The organism is Nonomuraea composti (assembly GCF_012034275.1).
GTDB classification, from domain to species: domain Bacteria; phylum Actinomycetota; class Actinomycetes; order Streptosporangiales; family Streptosporangiaceae; genus Nonomuraea; species Nonomuraea composti.
The window spans coordinates 252,836-272,191 of record NZ_JAATEP010000009.1 but is presented as its reverse complement, the minus strand read 5'-3'; the positions used below and the strand labels follow the sequence as shown (position 1 = coordinate 272,191).

General features: G+C 69.8%; 15 protein-coding genes and 1 tRNA gene. 3 read left to right on the top strand and 13 right to left on the bottom strand.

Annotated features, from left to right (window positions below):
* Positions 1 to 6: 6 nt before the first annotated feature.
* From HCN51_RS15835 to HCN51_RS15815, 5 genes are all read right to left on the bottom strand, one after another.
* Positions 7 to 1,149 (bottom strand): serine hydrolase domain-containing protein, encoded by a 1,143-nt coding sequence (locus HCN51_RS15835; protein WP_168010364.1) that lies wholly within the window; start codon positions 1,147 to 1,149, stop codon positions 7 to 9.
* Positions 1,146 to 2,051 carry an alpha/beta hydrolase gene (locus tag HCN51_RS15830; RefSeq protein WP_168010363.1) on the bottom strand — a complete coding sequence of 302 codons (906 nt, stop codon included), beginning with the start codon at positions 2,049 to 2,051 and terminating at the stop codon, positions 1,146 to 1,148. Before HCN51_RS15830 ends, HCN51_RS15835 begins: the two co-directional genes overlap by 4 nt.
* Complete coding sequence (locus tag HCN51_RS15825; RefSeq protein ID WP_168010362.1) at positions 2,048 to 4,225, bottom strand: glycoside hydrolase family 3 C-terminal domain-containing protein; 2,178 nt, start codon at positions 4,223 to 4,225, stop codon at positions 2,048 to 2,050. Before HCN51_RS15825 ends, HCN51_RS15830 begins: the two co-directional genes overlap by 4 nt.
* On the bottom strand, positions 4,222 to 5,331 hold the full coding sequence (locus tag HCN51_RS15820) for a serine hydrolase domain-containing protein (RefSeq protein ID WP_168010361.1): 1,110 nt from the start codon (positions 5,329 to 5,331) through the stop codon (positions 4,222 to 4,224). The genes HCN51_RS15825 and HCN51_RS15820 overlap by 4 nt, the downstream gene beginning before the upstream one ends.
* Before the next feature lie 108 nt (positions 5,332 to 5,439).
* On the bottom strand, positions 5,440 to 6,255 hold the full coding sequence (locus HCN51_RS15815) for a helix-turn-helix transcriptional regulator (protein ID WP_168010360.1): 816 nt from the start codon (positions 6,253 to 6,255) through the stop codon (positions 5,440 to 5,442).
* A 55-nt stretch (positions 6,256 to 6,310) separates the two neighbouring features.
* Here HCN51_RS15815 and HCN51_RS15810 point away from each other — a divergent pair, with 55 nt between their 5' ends.
* Positions 6,311 to 7,846, top strand: coding sequence for an AMP-binding protein (locus tag HCN51_RS15810; RefSeq protein ID WP_168010359.1), 1,536 nt, complete (start codon positions 6,311 to 6,313; stop codon positions 7,844 to 7,846).
* A gap of 17 nt (positions 7,847 to 7,863) precedes the next feature.
* On the top strand, positions 7,864 to 9,174 hold the full coding sequence (locus HCN51_RS15805; RefSeq protein ID WP_168010358.1) for an alpha/beta hydrolase family protein: 1,311 nt from the start codon (positions 7,864 to 7,866) through the stop codon (positions 9,172 to 9,174).
* Between the two features lie 38 nt (positions 9,175 to 9,212).
* Here HCN51_RS15805 and HCN51_RS15800 read toward each other — a convergent pair whose 3' ends face one another.
* From HCN51_RS15800 to HCN51_RS15775, 6 genes are all read right to left on the bottom strand, one after another.
* On the bottom strand, positions 9,213 to 9,872 hold the full coding sequence (locus HCN51_RS15800) for an abortive infection family protein (protein ID WP_168010357.1): 660 nt from the start codon (positions 9,870 to 9,872) through the stop codon (positions 9,213 to 9,215).
* 248 nt (positions 9,873 to 10,120) lie between these two features.
* Positions 10,121 to 11,107, bottom strand: a complete 987-nt coding sequence (locus HCN51_RS15795) for a LacI family DNA-binding transcriptional regulator (protein ID WP_168010356.1) — start codon at positions 11,105 to 11,107, stop codon at positions 10,121 to 10,123.
* Between the two features lie 61 nt (positions 11,108 to 11,168).
* A complete protein-coding gene (locus HCN51_RS15790; RefSeq protein WP_240972888.1) occupies positions 11,169 to 12,443 on the bottom strand; it encodes a glycoside hydrolase family 1 protein in 1,275 nt (424 codons plus the stop codon).
* A gap of 2 nt (positions 12,444 to 12,445) precedes the next feature.
* Positions 12,446 to 13,876 carry an MFS transporter gene (locus HCN51_RS15785; protein ID WP_168010355.1) on the bottom strand — a complete coding sequence of 477 codons (1,431 nt, stop codon included), beginning with the start codon at positions 13,874 to 13,876 and terminating at the stop codon, positions 12,446 to 12,448.
* A gap of 44 nt (positions 13,877 to 13,920) precedes the next feature.
* A complete protein-coding gene (locus HCN51_RS15780; RefSeq protein ID WP_168010354.1) occupies positions 13,921 to 15,042 on the bottom strand; it encodes a serine hydrolase domain-containing protein in 1,122 nt (373 codons plus the stop codon).
* Between the two features lie 427 nt (positions 15,043 to 15,469).
* Positions 15,470 to 16,096: a TetR family transcriptional regulator gene (locus tag HCN51_RS15775; protein WP_168010353.1), complete on the bottom strand. Its 627-nt coding sequence runs from the start codon at positions 16,094 to 16,096 to the stop codon at positions 15,470 to 15,472.
* Between the two features lie 317 nt (positions 16,097 to 16,413).
* Between HCN51_RS15775 and HCN51_RS15770 the strand changes: the two genes are divergently transcribed.
* Positions 16,414 to 17,214: an SGNH/GDSL hydrolase family protein gene (locus tag HCN51_RS15770; protein WP_168010352.1), complete on the top strand. Its 801-nt coding sequence runs from the start codon at positions 16,414 to 16,416 to the stop codon at positions 17,212 to 17,214.
* 360 nt (positions 17,215 to 17,574) lie between these two features.
* Here the strand turns inward: HCN51_RS15770 and HCN51_RS15765 are convergent.
* Positions 17,575 to 17,648, bottom strand: a tRNA-Ile gene (locus tag HCN51_RS15765).
* Positions 17,649 to 17,875: 227 nt separating this feature from the next.
* Positions 17,876 to 19,318, bottom strand: a complete 1,443-nt coding sequence (locus HCN51_RS15760) for a S1 family peptidase (protein ID WP_168010351.1) — start codon at positions 19,316 to 19,318, stop codon at positions 17,876 to 17,878.
* Positions 19,319 to 19,356: the final 38 nt, after the last annotated feature.

Here is a 19,356-nt window from a genome sequence, read left to right as displayed (position 1 = left end):
CTTTCGTTACGCCGCGTCGAGCACCGTTCTGAGCGCGGAGACGACCTGCGGGACGTTGCTCGTGGCCTGCATGCGGTTGGTGAGGTAGCCGAAGCCGACGTGGTGGACGGGATCGGCGAATCCGGCCTGGCCGCCCGCCCCGTCGTGGCCGAACGACGCGTCGGACAGCAGCGGAAGTGCCTCGGACGAGAGTTGCACGCCGACACCCCAGCGGTGGAACGGTCCTGGGTTGCCCGCGTCCATGAAGCCGGGCCCGCTGCTGCGCTCGCGGGTGAGCAGGGTGACACCGCGCTCGGACAGCAGTCGCCGCCCGCCGGTCGGCGTCACCACCGAGGACCAGACCCGCGCGAGCGCGGACGCCGTCCCGAGGCCACTACCACTGACCAGGCCGGCCTTCTGCACACGCGGGTCGTTGAAGCCGCCGTCCTCGGTGACGAAACCCAGCGGGAAGGCGCCGCCGGTCGTGAGGAAACGCCTGCTCGCCTCGTCGGTGAGCAACTGCTCCAGCATGCGACCCTGCGCCTCGTACGCCGGTGAGGGGGTGAGGTGGGCGACCCGGGCAACTTCGGTGTCCGTGGCCTGCAACGTCACATCGGGCGAGCGGAACAGCGAGGGAAGCTCCTGACCGGTCGCTCGCCACACCACCTCCCGGACCAGCGGCCCCCAGGTGATCGCGTGGTACATGTGGGTTGCGCCGGGTGTCCACCGGGGCTGCTGTGCGGCCAGGCGTGCCGCGAACCGGTGGCTGTCCAGCACCTCGTCCAGCCCGAGATCGGTGTCGGGTGAGATCAGTCCGGCGCGGTGCGCCAGCAGGTCCCCGACGGTGAGCGTGTCCTTGCCATGGACGCCGAACTCCGGCCAGTACCGCGCCACCGGCGCGTCCAGGTCGATCCTGCCCTGCTCGGCGAGGCCGGCGACGACCAGGGCCGCCAGCCCTTTCGTGGCGGAGAACAGCACGGCCATGGTCCGCTCGTCCCACGCCCGGCCGGTGCGGGCGTCGGCGGTGCCGCGCCACACGTTGATCACCTCGACGCCGTGATGCCAGACCGACAGAGCGGCGCCGCCGGACTCCGGCTCGGTCACCGTGTCGGCGAAGGCCGCCACCACCGGCTCGAACAGCGGGTCGAACCTCCCCGCGACCTCGCTCATCCTTGCCTCCGCAGCCGGGCGGCCATGCGGTCGAGCGTGGCGTGGGCGACGTCGAGGCCGACGAGGTTGAGGTGGCCGTGCACGACGCCCGGCGAGGTGACCTGCTCGACTTCCACGGCGGCGGCGCGGAGCTGGTCGGCGAAGCGCTCGCCGCTGCCGCGCAGCGGGTCGAACTCGTCGTTGTCGAGGTAGGTGGGCGGGAAGCCGCTCAGGTCGCCGGAGTGGCCGGGGAACGCGTACGGCGAGGCCGTCTCGACCGGCGCGCCGTCCAGGTAGATGGCGAACACCTGGTCCATGAGATGGGACGGGAAGCTCAACGCGGCGGGCAGCATCGCCAGGGCGGCGGCCAGCTCGTCCGACGGCTCCGGCAGCGGGGCGTGCACCAGCGGGTACAGCAGCAGCGCCTGCCAGGGCGTCTCGCCCTCGTCGCGCAGCCGCAGGGACGCTCCGGCGGCCAGGTTGCCGCCGGCGCTGGCCCCGCCCAGCGCGACCCGGGCCGGATCGACGCCGAGTTCGGCGGCGTGCTCCCGCACCCACCGGTAGGCGGTGACGACATCGTCCACCGGGGCGGGGAAGTGCACGCTCTCGTCGCACAGCCGGTATTCGACGGAGACGACGACCGCGTCCGCCCGTCCGGCGACGCCCCGGCCGGTCTCATGGGCTTCGGGCATGTCCAGGTCGCCGCCGACCCAGGCGCCGCCGTGCATCCACACCAGGCACGGCCGATCGGGCGCCTCGCTCACGGGACGGTAGATCCGCAACCGGAGCGGGCCGCCCGGCCCCTCGATCTCACGGTCCTCGATCTTCAGATCCCACGTCTCGGACGGGCCGAAAGGCTCGCTCAGCACCTCGGGCCCCGTCGCGTGCGCCAGCCGGGCGGCGATCTGCGGGTGAAAGCTCATGATTCCTCCTGCGCGGCGGCGACGAGTGCGGCGATCGCTTCCGGGGTGAGCCCGAGGATGGGCCCGGTGAACTTGGCGAGCGGGATCTGGGCGACGGCGGACAGCACCATGGAGTCGACGTCGTCGAGCTTGACCGCGCCTGGATGCTCGGTGAGCCGCTGGCGCAGCAGCTTGCCGCCGACCGGATGGCCGAGCCACTCGCCCAGCGAGGACGCGCCGGTCAGCTCGTCGGCGATGCCGTCGCCCGGGGTGTGCAGCTCGGCCCGCAGTCGGATGTCGCGGGAGGAGGCGCCCACCTCGACCGTGAACGTGCCGGGGTCGATGCGCCAGCCGCCCCGTTTCGTCGAGTACCAGGCCAGGTCGCGGCCGGTGAGCCGGAACTCTGCCTGCGCCGACGCACCTGGCTGCAGAGGCAGCTTGGTGAAGCCGCGCAGCTCGTGCCGGGGGCGGGTGGGGTGCGGCTCGTCGAAGGCGACGTAGAGCTGGACGACCTCCGCGCCGGGGTGGGAGCCGGTGTTGGTGATGGTGACGCGGACCGTCCAGGCGTTCTCGCCGGTCTTCTCCACCTCCAGGCCTTCGTAGGAGAAGGTGGTGTAGCTCAGCCCGTGCCCGAACGGGTAGGCCACCGGCACGTCCAGGGTGTCGTAGTGGCGGTAGCCGACGTAGCGGCCCTCGCCGTGCACGGTGTGGCCGTCCTGGCCGGGGAAGTGCAGGTAGGAGGGCACGTCCTGGAGCTGGAGCGGAATCGACTCGGTCAGCTTGCCCGACGGGCTGTGCGCGCCGAAGACCAGGTCGGCCACCGCGGTCCCGCCCGCCTGCCCGCCCAGCCAGCACTCCAGGATCGCCTGCGCGTCGTCCCGCCAGTTGCTCACCGACACCACGCCGCCGTTGGCCAGCACGACCGCGACCCGGGGGCAGACGGCGGCCACCTCGCGCAGCAGATCCACCTGGTGGCGGGGCAGGGCGATGTCGGCGCGGTCCTGCCCCTCCATCTCCGACTCCTCGGGAAGGCCGAGGAAGAGCAGCACGACGTCGGCCTCGGCCGCGTCGGCGACAGCCGTGGACCCGCCGGGGGAGAAGGTCAGCTGCAGTTCCGGTCCCGCCGCCTGCCGCAGCGCGTCCCAGGCGGTGTCGAGGCGGGTGGGCGTCACGCGGGAGCTGCCGTGGCCCTGGTAGCGCGGGGTGCGGGCGAACTCGCCGATGACCGCCACCTTGAGCCGCGCCATCGGGTCGAGCGGCAGCAGGCCGTCGTCGTTCTTCAGCAGGACCGCGCCCGCCCGCGCCGCCTCGCGGGCCAGCTCGTGGTGGGCGTCGGCGTCCCAGTCGTCGAAGCGCTCCGCCTGGTCCACGCGCTCCTGCAGCCGCAGGACGCGTCCAGCGGCCGTGGTGACGACCTCCCGGTCCAGGCGGCCCTCCTCGACCGCCGCCGTGACCTGGCGGTCGGTGCCGTTCGGCGGCATCTGCAGGTCGAGGCCGGCGGCGAGGGAGGTGGCCCGGTCGTTGACGGCGCCCCAGTCGGACATCACCAGGCCGTCGAAGCCCCACTCCTCACGTAGGACCTGTGTCAGGAGCCACCGGTTCTCGCACGCGTACACGCCGTTGATCCGGTTGTAGGCGGCCATCACGGTGTACGGTCGGGCCTCGCGCACCACTCGCTCGAAGGCCGGCAGGTACAGCTCGCGCAGCGTGCGCTCGTCCACGTCCGCGCTGACGCGCATCCGGTCCGTCTCCTGGTTGTTGACGGCGAAGTGCTTGACGCAGGCGCCGATCCCAAGAGACTGGACGCCATCCACCAGCGCCGCGCCCATGACGCCGCTGACGTGCGGGTCCTCGGAGAAGTACTCGAAGTTGCGGCCGCACAACGGGCTGCGCTTGATGTTGATCCCGGGGCCCAGGATGACGTCCACGCCGAGAGCCGAGGCCTCCCGTGCCAGAGCGGCGCCGATGCGGCGGACCAGCGCGGGATCCCACGTCGATCCAGACGTGACGGCGGGCGGGAAGCAGGTGGCGGGCACGCTGGGGGACAGCAGCGACCCGTCCTGCGGTCGCCGCAGCCCGTGCGGGCCGTCCGACAGGCGCAGCTCCCGTACGACGTCGCGGACGGCCTTGGTGGTCCAGGCGGTGCCGCCCGAGGTGAGAGATGCCTGCTCGGCGAGGGAGAGGTCAGATGTCATGCCCACTGCGCCGCCCGCGACTCGATGGCGGCGTGCCGCTCGGTGTCGCCCAGCAGGTCGCGGTCGAACCCGTTGACCAGCAGACAGAACGACAGGCCGGTGGCCGGGTCCGCCCAGGCGGACTGCCCGCCCGCGCCGCCGTGCCCGAACGCCCGGGGCGACACGGCGCCGCCGAACGGCCGCAGCGGCACCTCGACGCCGAGCGACGGGATCTTCAGCGCCGCGCCGTCGTCGGGTCCGGCGATGATCAGGCCGATGCTGCGGTTGGCGGAAGCACCCATCCGTATCGGATCCGGAAGGGTGTTACGGATCTCGCCGGTGGCCGTGGCCAGAACGTCCGGCCGCCACAGGCCTGCCCTGTTGTGCAGCAGCTCCTGGTAGAACAGGGCCACGCTCGCCGCGTCGGAGAAGGCGCCCGCGCCCGGCACCCCCACCGTCACCAGCTCTGGGTCGTTGGCGACGGCCAGCGTCCGCGCCGAGTCGGCGTCCAGGACGGCCTCGTCGATCGGCTGCCCGAACAGCGCCTCCAGCACCTCCATCGAGCGCTTCCCGGTGGCGGTGACCCGCTTGAGGTCCGCCTGCCGGTCCACCGGCACGCCCAGTTCGAGCCGGTCCAGTCCCAGCGGGGCGAGCACCCGGTCGCGCAGCGCCTGCCGGAAGTCCTGGCCGGTCAGCCGGTGGATCAGCTCCGCCAGCACCCAGTGCGCCGAGGTGGCGTGGTACTCGTAGCGGCTGCCCGGCTGCCACTCCAGCCGCCACGCCTCCATCCCGCCGTCGTCGAGCGCGGCGTTGGGGAAGCCGCAGGTGTGCAGCAGCACGTGCTCAACGGTGACCACGTCCTTGCCGTGCGCGCCGAACTCGGGCCACACCTCGGCCACTCGGGTCTCCAGGCCGATCAGCCCTTCGCCGATGAGCTGCCACATCAGCGAGGCGACAATCGGCTTGGTGGCCGAGAACAGGCAGAACCGGTCGCCGTCACGGGCATCGCCGAACGACTCGAATGCCAGGATCTCGCCGTGCCGGGCAATGGCGAACTGGGCCGCAGGCCAGACGCCGTCATCGACCGCCTTCTGGATGTGGTCGCGCAGCGAAGTGGGTGGTGTCATGGAGGCTCCACAGAGTCACTTATACGTCTCAGTGCTTGTGAGAGAGCAATCTAATCTCGCCGAAACGAGAGGACAAGAGATTGTTGAAACGTTTTTACAGGTGGCTCCTCAGGGCAGCAGGCCCTGCCGGCGGGCCAGGACGACCGCCTCATGCCGGGATCCGGCGCCGAGCTTGCTCATCAGGGACTTCATGTAGCTCTTGACCGTGAAGGTCGTCAGGCCGAGCGCCGCGGCGATCTGCGCATTCGTCAGGCCGCCCGCCACCAGGGCGAGCACGTCGTTCTCTCGGGCCGTGAGCATGAGCGCGGGCGGCCCCGGCTCGGTGAATCGTCCGGCCTCGCGCAGCAGTTCCTCGCGGAGCTCCGGATCGGTGGTCCTGGCGGCGAGCAGCCGCAGTTGCGTGTAGGTGTCACGCAGGGCGGCCCGTAGCCGGCGGTTCTCCTCGACGACCGCTACCTCGCCGGCGTGCGGAGGCTCGATGGTTCTCAGCGCTTGCGCGACGACGAGATCGTGCTCGAGCGTTCTCGTCTCGCCTGCGACGACGTCGTAGATGCGACCGCCGATGACCTGCGCGTCGCGGAACGCGGCGTAGACGACGGCGACTGTCCGCTTGGCTACCACGACCGGGACCGCCACCATCGCGCGGAGCCCTTCGGCTCTGATGATGCGGTCGTACTGGTGCGTGATGTGCGGTGCGCGGACGTAGTCGTTGACGACGACAGGCCGCTGGATCGAGGCGACCTTCCCGCCGAGCCCGTGCCCGAAGGACAGCTTCACCCCGGACAACGGGCCCACGACCGGGCCGTCGAAACGTTCGAGGAGCACGCCGTCCCGATCGACGGGCCCGGCGAACGCGAGCGAAACCCCGGTCAGGGACCGGATCCTGGTCAGCGTGGCCTGCAGCCGCTCGGCCTGGGGCTTCATCGGCACCCTCTTCGGAGGGTACGCGTGTTGAACGTCACGGCGCAGAGTATGGCCCATGCCATCCGCGAATTACAGAGATGTTTCCGCGCGGCTCGAGTCCTGGCAGGCCGTTTTCGGCACGTCCGAGGCGTGTGCGGCGGAGTTGTTGTGCGACCGGCACGACCCGTCGGCGGTCGCCTTCACCTTCGTCGAACCCGATCTCAGCGCCCGCGACCTGACCTACGGGGAGCTGGCGGACGCGTCGAGACGGCTGGCGACTGTGCTGGCGCTGTCCGGCGTGACCGCCGGGGACAGTGTCGCCGTGCTGATGGGCAAGCGCCGGGAACTGGTGGTGACCCTGTTGGCGATCTGGCGGCTGGGCGCCGTCCACGTGCCCCTGTTCACCGCGTTCGCCACGCCCGCGATCGAGATGCGCGTCCGGGCGAGCGGCGCCCGGCTGGCCGTCACCGAGCCGAGCCAGCAGGACAAGCTCGCCTCTCTCCCGGACCTCACGGTGCTGGTGGCCGGGCCGGAGCTGAACGAGATCGCCGCCGGTTGCGAGCCGATGGCCGACGCGGTGGCCGTCGGGGGAGAGGGCCCGCTGATCAGGCTGTTCACCAGCGGCACCACCGGAGCGCCGAAGGCCGTGCCGGTCCCGGCCGGGGCGCTGGCCTCGTTCGCCTGCTACCTGCACTACGGATTGGACGTCACCGCCGAGGACGTGTTCTGGAACGCCGCCGACCCCGGCTGGGCCTACGGCCTGTACTACGGCATCCTCGCACCGCTGGCCATGGGCCGACGCAACCTGCTGCTGAACGCCGGTTTCACCGCCGACTCCACCCTTGCCGTCTTCAAGGCGTTCGGCGTCACGAACTTCGCCGCCGCACCCACCGTCTACCGTGGCCTGCGGCAAAGCGGCGCGGTGGACGGCCTCACCCTGCGCCGCGCCTCCTCAGCCGGCGAGCCGCTCACGCCCGACATCACGGCCTGGGCTCCCGGCGCGCTCGGCGTCGAGGTGCGCGACCACTACGGGCAGACCGAGCACGGCATGATGATCGTGAACGCGTGGCATCCCGACCTCTCCGAACCCACCCGCCCTGGATCGATGGGCAAGCCGCTGCCCGGCTTCACCGCCGGCGTCGTGGACGGTCAGGTGGCGCTCGACGTCACCGCCAGCCCGCTGATGTGGTTCACCGGCTACGCCGACACCCCGGCCCGATTCACCCCGGACGGCCGCTGGTACCTGACCGGCGACGCCGGAACGGTGGACGACGACGGCTACTTCTTCTTCTCCTCCCGCGACGACGACCTCATCCTGATGGCCGGCTACCGGATCGCGCCCTTCGACGTCGAAAGCGTGCTGGCCACCCATCCGGCCGTCGCCGAGGTGGCCGTGGCCGGGCGGCCCGACGAGCTGCGCGGCGAGGTCGTCGAAGCGTTCGCCGTCCTGGCCGACGGGGTGGACGGGACACCCGAACTGGCCGCCGAGCTGCAGCAACTCGTCCGTACGGGCTACTCCGCGCACGCCTACCCGCGCCGCGTGCACTTCGTGGACGCGTTGCCCAAGACCCCCAGCGGCAAGATGCAGCGCTACCTCCTCCGCCGGCCCTGACCCTCAGGAGAGTCACCTTGTTACGACACCTTCCCCGGCTGCGCCGTACCACGGCGGTGATGGCCACTGCCTGCGCGCTCGCCCTGTCGGCCACGACCCCGGCCACCGCCGATGACACCGACCCCGACCAGCCGCTGCCCGGCTACACGGTGGACAACCCGCCGCTGCCCCCGCTGACGGTCGGCGGTCGGCCGACCCGCGTCCTGCAAGGCATGCATCAGCATGCGGCCTACACCATCGAGATCCCGCCGAACTGGAACGGGCAGCTCGCGATGTGGGCGCACGGCCTCCGCGGCGGCACCGTCCTCACTGTCGAAACCCCGCCCTCCGGGCTGCGTGAGGCATGGATCAACCAGGGATATGCCTGGGCTGCATCCAGCTACACCAAGAACGGCTACGACGCCGGTGACGGCGTGACCAGCACCCGCGCTCTGGCCCGCCACGCCGCTCGGCTGCTTCCCCACCGGCCTGGCCGGACCTATCTCTCAGGCGGCTCGATGGGCGGGCACGTCCTCGGCCGCTCCCTGGAGGAATACCCGGGCTCATACGCCGCAGGGCTGTCGCTCTGCGGCCAGCTGAGCGACAACCGCCTGTTCGACTTCTTCCTCGACGTCAACCTGGCGGCGCAGGCGCTGTCCGGCGTGGACGCCTATCCGGCGCCGGCCAACTACGCGAGCACCGCGCTGCCACAGATTCAGTCCAAACTCGGCCTCACAACCCAGGACCCCGCCAACGAGGCCGGTCGGCAGTTCCGGCAGGTCATCACCCATCTATCCGGGGGTACTCGGCCAGGTGCCGACGCCGCCGCCTCGTTGTACGCGAACTTCCTGCTGGCTTTGGCGCCCACCGGGCCGTCCGTCGCCCAGAACGTCACCACCCGCTACACCCCGACCACCCCGATCGACATCAACCCGATCGTCGAGCGCGTCGCCCCGGCCAGCGTCGAGGAGCGTACCAGCCTGGCGCTGAACGCCGTGCCGCGGATCCTCGGCAAGCCAGGGGTGCCTGTACTCAGCTTGAACGACATAGGAGATCTGGTCGTGCCGCTGTCGACAGGGCAGATCTACGCGCGGGCGGTCGCGCGTCACGGCCAGTCCGACCTGCTCGTACAGCGCGCGATCCGCGCCACGGGGCACTGCGACTTCACCCCTGCCGAGGTGACCACGGCGTGGAACGACCTTCGCCGGTGGGTGGAGGCGCCCGGCCACCGGCGCCCGGCCGGGGACGATCTCCTGAACGCGCGCATCGTCGCCTCGCCCACGTTCGGCTGCCGCTTCACCGACCCCGCGGTGACCCGGGCGTTCTACGAGGCCTGCCCTGCCGGCTGAGCATGGCGAAGGCCGACTACGTCTCGATCGTGGGATGGTCAGGCTGAGGCACTGCGCCATGGCGCGGAGGGGTCCGCGAGCGTCTCCAGCATCACCTCGCACCATGTGCTCGCCGCGTTGACAGCCAGGCGGGCGTGGCGCGGGGAGAGCCCGGTAGGTGCGCTCAGCCTGCCATGCCCGGAACCGTACTGGTTCCTGAGTTCGGTGACACCGAGGGCGATGGAGGACAACCCACCCAGGATCCTCTTCACGGCACCCGCGGCGTCGGGGTTACTCAAGGACGGGGACTGCCGCGGATGGAGCAGGAGCGATTGCTGAGACCGCTTCACCAGGTCGGCGAGATCATCGTGGTCACTCAACGACTCGCCGCGCTCCTTGAGAACGATCTTGGCGGTCGCCTCGATCAGCTGCTTGGCCGCACCGATCGCGTCGTCCGGGTGCTCGGCGACTGATCGGCGAATTCTTTCGAGCTCGGCTTGAATGCCTGAAGGGTCGGACAGGTCCTTCAGGTGCAGCTGTAGGTGGCCGAGGTGGCGGGCGCGGATGCGGAGATCCGGACGGAGCTCGTATCCGTCCTGGACGAGGGCGTCGCGGACCTCGTCGAACGATAGCGCCGGATTGTCGCCGCTTTCCCGGTTGACGCGCCGCAGGAGGGTTTCGAAGACCCGCAGCGTTCGACATGTCGATGATCGGTCCAATCGACCGCTGCGGCGTAGGAGTCGAAGGTGTTGCGGCGAACGCTCGTGTCCAGTGCAGGGAGATCGGGCACGGCGGCGAAGCCTTCGTTCTCCCAGTACTCGCGGATTGCCCCGACCGCCAGACCGGTGACGAGTTGCCGTACAGCGTTTCTCGCCGTACGGCTCAGAAGCTCCTGCATGTCCATATCTCTTGAAGGTAGAGGGCCGCTGGAGCTGTGCGGCACTGATTTTATTCGAGGCCCAGCGGCTCATGCAGAGCGGCGGATCACCAAGGTCGTGCTCTCCGGCGGCGCGGAGCGGCGGGCGTCCGGCCTCTCCAAACCTGCGAGAACCGTGTCGGCCAGTTCGGCGGCGACGGCTCCCATGTGCTGGTCGATCGTGGTCAGGGGCGGCTCTGCGAAGCGGGCCATGGGGTTGTCGTCCACGCCGATGACGGCCAGGTCGCCGGGGGCCGACAGGCCGGCGGCGCGCAGGCCGGCCAGCAGGGCGATGGCGATCTCGTCGTTGAAGGCGCACACGGCGGTGACGTCTTCGTCCCGCCAGGCGCGCGCCGCGGCGGTCGCGGCGTCCATGTCCAGCGCGACCTCTCGCACCGACGGCGGTGTCAGGCCGTGCTCGGCGCAGCCCTGCCGGACGCCCTCCAGGCGGGGCTCGAAGAAGGCGCGCACCCGGGCGTCGGCGGGAGCGGCGTAGCCTACCCGGGCATGCCCCCGCGACACCAGGTGATCGATCTGCATCCGTCCGACGCGGATCTGCCCTTGGGCCATCACGTTCGGCTCGCCGTCACTGTCACCCCAGACGTTGACCACGTAGGTGCCCGCCGCGCGCATGTCGGCGCGATGCTGCCTGGCGAGGGGAGCGAAAGAGACCACGGCGGCCGGCGCCAGATCCTTCCACAGCGAGGCTACGGTGCGGCCGCTCTCGATGCGGGTGATGACGCTGAGGCCGTGCCGTTCTAGGTCAGCGGTGAGGTGCTCGATCAGCTCGATGGCGGTGGAGCCCAGCGGGATGTTCGCGATGAGCAGCAGCACGATGTCGCTGCGGCCCAGCCGCAGGGTACGGGCCGCGGCCGAGGGGGTGTAACCCAGCTTCCGCACGGCCGCGAAGACCCGCTGCCGGGTCTCCTCGGCGATCTTCTGGTGCGAGACGTTGTTGAGCACGTAACTGACGGTGGCCTGCGAGACTCCGGCCTCTCTGGCCACGTCGATGGACGTGACTCGCCGTGCTCGGGCCATCGACGTCTCCTTGATCCCCGCCTTCCACCGCGCTGAATCGTATCAGTGGGACCGCCTCCGCTCAGGACGAGCTGTTGTCGTCCAGGCAGGCTCCGTTGGTCGCAGCCACCCGTCCCAGATAGCGCAGGCTCGGCTTCGGGGCGCGTTCGAAGGTTTCGCGGTCCAGGGCGACCAGGCCGAACGTCATGGCGTAACCCGCGTGCCACTCCCAGTTGTCCAGCAGCGTCCAATGCAGGTAGCCCAGCACGGCGGTGCCGTCGGCGACGGCCCCGCGCAGGCCGGTGAGCGCCTCGCGGAGGTAGGCGACGCGCAGGTCGTCGTCGGCGGTGGCGATGCCGTGCTCGGTGACCAGGACGGGCACGCCGGTGAAGCTGGCCGCCAGGCGCACGGCGTTGGAGAGAGCTTGCGGGTAGTACTCCCAGCCGGTCTGGAAGGTGCGCTCGGTGCGGGGCTGTTTGAGGGGGCCGTCCGGACCGAAGACCATCCGGGTGTAGGTCTGCACGCCGACGAAGTCGTCGTCCTTCGACAGCTCCAGGAACGGCTCCACGATCTGCCGCAGCATGTCGGCCGCCCTCTGCTCGCCGCCCGCGCCGGCCTGGAAGTCCTGGATGGTGAGCGACCAGCCCACGCGAGCCTTCGGCTGCAGTTCCCTGATGGCGGTACGGGCGCGGCGGTGCGCCTCGCAGAGGTTCGCGACGCCCTCGGGGGTGGTGACGGGCAGGGCGACGGTGGCGGTGCTGGGCTCGCCGCCGACGCGGCGGGCGAATGTCTCCTTCGGGTCTTCGCGCGCGGCTTCGGCCGAACCGCCGTAGGCGAGCAGCCCGGACGCGGACAGCAGCGCGCCCACATTGGGCTCGTTGAGCGTGACCCACCAGGTGACCTCACCGGCGAAGTGGGCGATGACCTGACGGCAGTAGCGCTCGAACAGTTCGGGCGCCTCGGGCTGGTTCCAGGCACCGTCGCGGGCGAACCAGGCAGGCACGGTGAAGTGGCTGAGCGTGACGACCGGGGTGAGGCCGCGTTCGTGGCAGGTAGCGGCCATCCGCAGGTAGTGGTCGAGTTCGGCGCGGGAGAACCTGCCCTTCTCCGGCTCGATCCGCGACCACTCGACGCTGAAGCGGTAGGCGTTGAGACCCGCGTCGGCCAGCAGGTCGATGTCCTCCGGGTAGCGGTGGTAGCTGTCGCAGGCGTCGCCGGAGGGCTCGTGGAAGGTACTCCCGGGGACGTGTTCCATCGCCCAGACGTCGCTGCTGGTGTTGTTGCCCTCGACCTGGTGTCCCGAAGTCGCGGCTCCCCACAGGAAGGAGTCGGGGAAGGCGGGCATGCGGTTCTCCATTCTCACTTGACCTTCTTGACCGGGACGATCGCCACCGTCGCCACCAGCGCGATCACGACCGCCATCACCCAGAGCATGCTGTAACCGCCGGTCAGGCCGACGACCTGACCGGCCAGAACAGGACCGACCGCCCCACCGAGACTGAACCCCATGCCGCCGAGGCCGAGGTCGCGGCCGGCGGCGCCGGTCCGGTCGGGCAGCACGTCGATCAGCAGCGCCCGGTCCACCGCCAGGTAGCAGCCGATCGCCAGCCCACCGACGACGGTCTGGACGAACATGGCCGGCAGCGCCGGCCACAGCAGCGGCACCACCATGGAGGCGGCGAACAGGATCGAGGCGCCGATCACGAACGGCTTGCGGCGGCCGATCCGGTCGGACCACCTGCCGGTGACCAGCATCGAGACGAGCATGCCCGGAAGGGTGACGATGGACAGAACCGGGATGATCCGGGTGGCCTCGGCGGTGCTGAGCGCGGGCTGGATGTAGCTCTGCAGCATGTAGAGGCCGAAGGCGTTCGACACGGCGTAACTGATCGCCATCGTCAGCGAGGCGACCCAGACCCAGCGGAAGTCCGCCGAACGCAGCGGGACCAGGAACGACTTCAGCAGACCCGCCCAGTTCGCCTCGGGCACCTGAAGCGCGAGCGAGGACCGGTCGCGGGCCACCAGCACGAACAGCAGCCCGGTGACAGCCAGGGCCAGGGCGAAGGGGTAGTAGCTGTCCAGGCCCAGGGCACCGAATACGCTGCCGGCGGCGACGGCGCCGAGCAGGGCCCCGCCCGAGGTGCCGATCCCCGACAGCGCGGAGACCGTGGCGAGTCTGCTCTCCGGAATCCGGTCGGGCACGGTCGTGTTCAGGGGGCCCTGCGCCAGGTTGATCGCCACCTGGGCGAACGCCCAGAGCCCGATCATCACGCCGATGCCGCCGGAGTATCGCACCCCGATCAGCAGTGCGGCGCCGAGCACCGCGCCGCCGGCGATGTAGGGGGCGCGCCGTCCCCAGCGGGAACGGGTGCGGTCCGACAGTAGCCCGGCGATGGGCTGGACGAGCATGGTGGCGATGGCGCCGACGGCGGTGACGATCGACAGGTTGCCCGCCCGCGCCGCCTCATAGGAGGCGAGCAGGCCGAGCTGATGCTGCTGCTGGGCGGTCGCGGTGGCGGTGCCCGCGTCGATCTGGGCCTTGAGGTTGGTGAGTTGCTGCAGGTTGACGGTGGCGTCAGGCCCCGTGAACCAGTGGGCGAACTCGATGTCCTGAATGTGCAGCGGCAGGATGATGGACCCGATACCGCCGTAGGCGGCCGTGATGCCCGCCATCGCCAGGATGTAGACGAGTAGGTAGCGGCGCAAGGGCGGCCCACCGAGGTAGGTCATCGACGTGCCGGGCACTGCGGGTTCGTCGAGGTGGGGCGGCACGGGTTGTGCTGTGGTCATGGCAGTGGCTCCTCACGAGAGCGGGGGGTGGGGAGAGGTGGCCGTTACGCCAGTTCCGGCACCTGCGACTCGATGGCGAGATGGCGCCGCAGGTCGGCCACCACGTCGCGGTCCATCCCGCTGGTGACCAGGCAGAACGAGAGGCCGGTCGCCGGGTCGGCCCAGGCGGACTGCCCGCCTCCGCCGCCGTGGCCGAACGCGCCGCGCGACACCCGTGACCCAAACGGCTGCAGTGGCACCTCGATGCCGTGTGATGGGATCTTCAGTGCCGCGCCGTCGTCCGGGTCGGCGATGACGAGGCCGATGCTGCGGTTGGCGGGCGCTCCCATGCGGATGGGGTCGGGAAAGGTGTTGCGGATCTCGCCGGTGGCCGTCGCCAGCACGTCAGGACGCCACAGCCCTGCCGTGTTGTGCAGCAGTTCTTGGTAGAACAGGGCCATACTGGCCGCGTCGGAGAACCCGCCCGCGCCCGGCACGCCCACGGTGCGCAGCTCCGGATCGTTGACGATGGCCAGGACATCCGCCAGCTCGGCCTCCGCGGCGGCCTCGTCGACCGGCTGCCCGAACAGCGCCTCAAACACATCGACCGAGCGGACCCCGGTCGAGGTGACCCGCTGGAGGTTCCCCTGGCGCTCCACCGGCACGCCCAGCTCCAGCCGGTCCAGTCCCAGCGGGTCGAGCACCCGGTCGCGCAGCGCCTGCCGGAAGTCCTGGCCGGTCAGCCGGTGGATCAGCTCCGCCAGCACCCAGTGCGCCGACATGCCGTGGTAGAAGAACCCGCTGCCTGGCTGCCACTCCAGCCGCCACTTCGCCATCTCGGCGGCCCGCTTGTCGCGGGAGGTGATGGCATCGCGAGAGACGGCGGCCGTCGGGAAACCACAAGTGTGCAGCAGCACGTGCTCAAGGGTGACCACGTCCTTGCCGTGCGCGCCGAACTCGGGCCACACCTCGGCCACTCGGGTCTCCAGGCCGATCAGCCCTTCGCCGATGAGCTGCCACACTAGCGAGGCGACAATCGGCTTGGTGGCCGAGAACAGGCAGAACCGGTCGCCGTCACGGGCCTCGCCGAACGACTCGAACACCTGGATTTCGCCGTGCCGGGCGACGGCGAACTGCACGGCAGGCCAGACGCCGCCATCGACCGCCCGCTGAATGTGGTCACGCATGATCGTCAGAGGTCGGCTGCTGGTCAAGTCCACTTGGCTCAAGTCTCCTCAGAGAGTTACTGGACGACGGCGCCGGACACGGCTCGATGGCGATGCTCAACCCGCTGGACAGCGGGAGCCCGCTCCAAGGTCAAGACGCACATCACACGGGTGTTTACGTATTGTTACTTATACGTCTCAGCTCTTCTGAAAGAGCAACTTAACCGCTGGTGAGGCGGACGACAAGAGGCTGTTGAAACGTTTTTAGACATGTCTCGGCCCAGGGTCCGGAAAGCCATGCTGCCCCTGACCGCAGGCTCCCCGTGTGGTCGGAGTGTTGGTCCCCTCGGCCCCTATGTCTCGACTCGGATGACAGGCTTCGTGCGTTGAACAGGACGTGCACACTCAGCGCGGGTGCGAGGCGATCAAGCTGGTTCGGTGATGGCCGTCATGGGGTCGGGGACGCGACGTCGAGGTTGTGAAAGGCGTTCTCGACAAAGCGGGCCGCGAGATGTCGGGCAGCGTTCAGGTCGCCACCGTGGTCGATCGTGTGCTCACAGACTTGGAGGGCGACGCCGACGCAGGCTGCGGCAAGAGTGTCGGCCTTGGAGCCGAGGCCGGACCCGAACGCCTCCTGGCGGCGTTTGATGAGGCTGGTGAGCTGCTCGGTCACGCTGTTGACGACCTCTCGCCGCAGGGTCGCCGGCATGTCGCCGGTCTTCTCGCCCCGGAAAAGCAGGTTGAAGCCTTCGGCCCGCTCGGCCGCGAAGCGGAAGAGCGGCTCCATGCCGATTTGGGACAGTTCCGCGAGGGGCAGGTGGCTACCTCGCTCGTAGGCATCGGCGACCCACTTCCGGAAGACCTCGGCCTCGCGCAGTACGACACTCAGGTAGATCTGCTCCTTGTTGCCGAGCCGCGCGTAGAGAGTCGGTTTGGTCGTCCCGGCTCGCCTGGCGATGTCCGCGATCTGTGCGGCGGCGTATCCCTCGGTGTGGAAGACGGTTCGCGCGGCATCGAGGAGGTCGTCTTCCTCGAAGCGGCGACCGCTGAGACTGGCATGCGTGCGTGCGGACACCGTGCAAGTCTACGAACTTCACCCAGGGTGAGGACGGGGCGAATCGACGTGACCGCGATCGACCGACGCTCGCCTCCGGGCAGGATAACCCTGTCGTCGCAGGCCAGTTCGGCCTCTCGCGGCCCAGCGAAAAGGACTTCATCGCCGACCACGCCTGGCCGTCAACCCTGAACTGGTGGGTCGAGCGCGACCGCTGAAGGCGACAAATTGGACCTTGACCTCAAGTAAAGGTCGGTCTAGCTTTACTTCGCGTTAACCTCCGCCGCCGCGATCGCACCATGCGAACGCGCGCGCCCTCGCACCCCCTGGAGCCATTCATGCGAAGGAACCTGGTTCGTCTTCTCGCCGCTCCCCTTCCCCTGCTGGCCGCCGCCGGCCTGTTCGTCGCGCCGGCCCATGCAGCCACTTCCGCTTACGACTCGACCACCCAGTACGTGGCGATGGGAGACTCTTTCTCCTCCGGCCTCGGCGCCCCAGGAGTCACTCTCGACTGCGGCCGCAGCCCGCAGGGATACCCCACGCTGTGGGCCCAGGCCCACGGCATCACCGCGTTCACCGACGTCACCTGTGGTGGCGCGGTGACCGACGACGTACTGGCCGAGCAGATCTCGGGCCTGACGGCGGACACCGACGTGGTGACCATCACCATCGGCGGGAACGACGCCGGCTGGGGGGCGCAGGTGCTGACCTGCATGCAGTCCGGCGACACGGCCTGCACCACAGCGATCAACCAGGCCGTGGCCGGTCTGCCCGCCATCGCGGCCAAGGTCGAGACCACCTATACCGCGATTCGTCAGGCTGCCCCGTCTGCGACGGTCTACGTGCTCGGCTACCCGCTCCTGTTCGAGGAGAGCTCGGGCTGCAGCGCCTGGATCGTCCCTAACCAGTACCAGCGCAAGGAACTCAACCGGTTCGGCCGAGCGCTCAACCAGAGCCTCGACCAGAGCGCGGCGAAGTCCGGCTTCCAGTTCGTTGACGCCCAGTCGTTCTTCGCCGGGCACGCCGTCTGCGCCAGCCAGTCGTGGATCCACCCCGTCCTCAACCCCACTCCGCTCCACCCGAACGCCAACGGCTACCGGCTCGGCTACCTGGCCGCACTCAACTCGGTCACCGGCTGATCCAGCATTGGCGCGCGGTGGATCCCAGGGAGTCGGGCTCCGCCGCGCTGGCTGCTCGCTATGAAAAGCAGCGGATCTTTTATCTGCTGGTCAGAGACGTCAGGGGAGCACGACGAAGCGGCTTGGACGAGACTTGACTTTGCACAAGGCCATCGCTGACCGGCGGTGTCGTCCAGGCCTTCTGACTTGATCTTCTGATGGTCGTCACCGGGGTCTGAGCTGACGATGGCGATTTGGACGATCTACCATCGTACACGGTTCGCACACAAGAGCAACCACCGAGCAACCGACCATGATCAAATACGAGATCCGAGGTCGGCGGAAACCGAGAAACCCCAGGTCGAACGCGGTATTGGTGAGTAGGGCGGGTGGGACTTGAACCCACGACCCACGGATTATGAGTCCGATGCTCTGACCGGCTGAGCTACCGCCCCTGGATGAAGTTGTGCGTCGCGGGCGAGGCACCGAAGGATCATGCCGAGCCCGTGCAAGCTAAGGCTAGAGCATCGGGCCCCGCCGTGGTGCCCGGCTGGACGGGAGACGGGTCTCCGCCGACATCATTCCATGCCTGGCGGCCTTCTTGGAGCCCGAGGCGATCACCAAAGGCGCAGCACAGCCGCGAGGGGTGCGGTGGTGCTGCGGGTAATGGGGGTGGTCGGGATTAGGGGCGGTTCAGGCCGAGGGTGTAGGAGCCGGAGCCGGTGTATGCGTGGACGCGGTAACGGTAGTAGCCGGAGGTGCCGTTGTAGGTGAGGGTTTCGTCGGGGTTGGGGGTGGTGGCGCTGGCTACGACGGCCCAGGAGGAGCCGTTCCATTTCTGGAGGTAGAGGTCGAAGTCGGTGCCGTTGGGGCCGTCGAGGCAGGCGGCGTGGGGGCCGGAGACGGTGGCCTGGTAGTAGGAGCCGTTCGGCTGGTAGGCGCTCTGGTTGGAGGTGAGGGAGCCGGTGTACGTCTCCTCGTAGCCCTGGCAGCCGGTCGGCGGGGGTTCGGTGCCGGCGGTGACGAGGGTGAGGCCGCCGGCTGAGAGGGCCTCGCCTATGGGCTGGAAGTACGTGGTGCCGCCGGAGGTGCAGTTGCCGGAGCCGCCGGAGGTCATGCCCTGGGCCTGGTCGCCGGAGATGAACGAGCCGCCCGAGTCGCCGCCTTCGGCGCACACGTTGGTGCGGGTCAGGCCGGACACGGTGCCTTCGGGGTAGTTGACGGTGGAGTTGAGTGCCTGGACGACGCCGCAGTGCCACTGGGTGGTGGAGCCGGAGCGGCAGACGGAGCCCTGGGGCTGGGTGACGGCCGAGCCGCGGACGGGGACGGTGCCGGAGGTGTAGGTGTTGACGACGCCGGGCGCGGTCCAGTTGGTGTTCGTGGCGACCCAGGCGTAGTCGTTGCCGGGGAAGGAGGACAGTTGGAACGTCCCCTGGGCGACGCGGTTGTAGCCGGTGGTGGTGATGCCGGTGGTGCCACAGTGGCCGGCGGTGGTGAAGCCGAGCTGGGTGCCGCGTCTGGCGGCGAAGCCGACCGAGCAGCGGTAGCCGTCCGAGGTGTAGTAGGCGTCCCCGCCGCGGATGTCGTAGAGCGGGCGCGGGCGTTCGGAGGAGGGCTCGAACGTGACGGCGGCGGGGTCGGCGACGCCGCTGGTGGCGACCCAGGCGCGGGCGGCCTGCTCGTCGCTGGTGAGGACGACGACGGAGTTGCTCTGCGGGGAGACGGCCCAGCTGTGGACGGAGGCCGGTGGCGCCGTCCGGTCGAGGCCCTCCTTGACGGTGGTGAGCTGTGCGAACGAGCGCGGCACCACGCGGGCTCTGGCGCCGGCGCGGGTGATGGAGGCGGTGTCGGCGGCGGAGGTGCTGGCCACGACGAGGGCGCTTTCGGGGCCTTCGTACCAGATTCCGGCATAGCGGTCGCCGAGCTGCTTGCTCAGGCCGGGTGCGGCGGCGTTGCCGCGGGCCTCGTTGGCCAGGCGGTCGATCGCCTGGTCCTTGGTGATGCCGAGGTCGCGTTGCAGGGCGTCGACCACGCCTGACGGTGGTTTCGCGGTGGCGACGGCCGGGGTCGCCGTCACGAGTAACGCGCCGATCGTGATCCCGATCAGCGCCGGGGTGCGGAGCATGGGTGTCTCCTCGCTGCTGGGGTGCCGTCACGGTAACG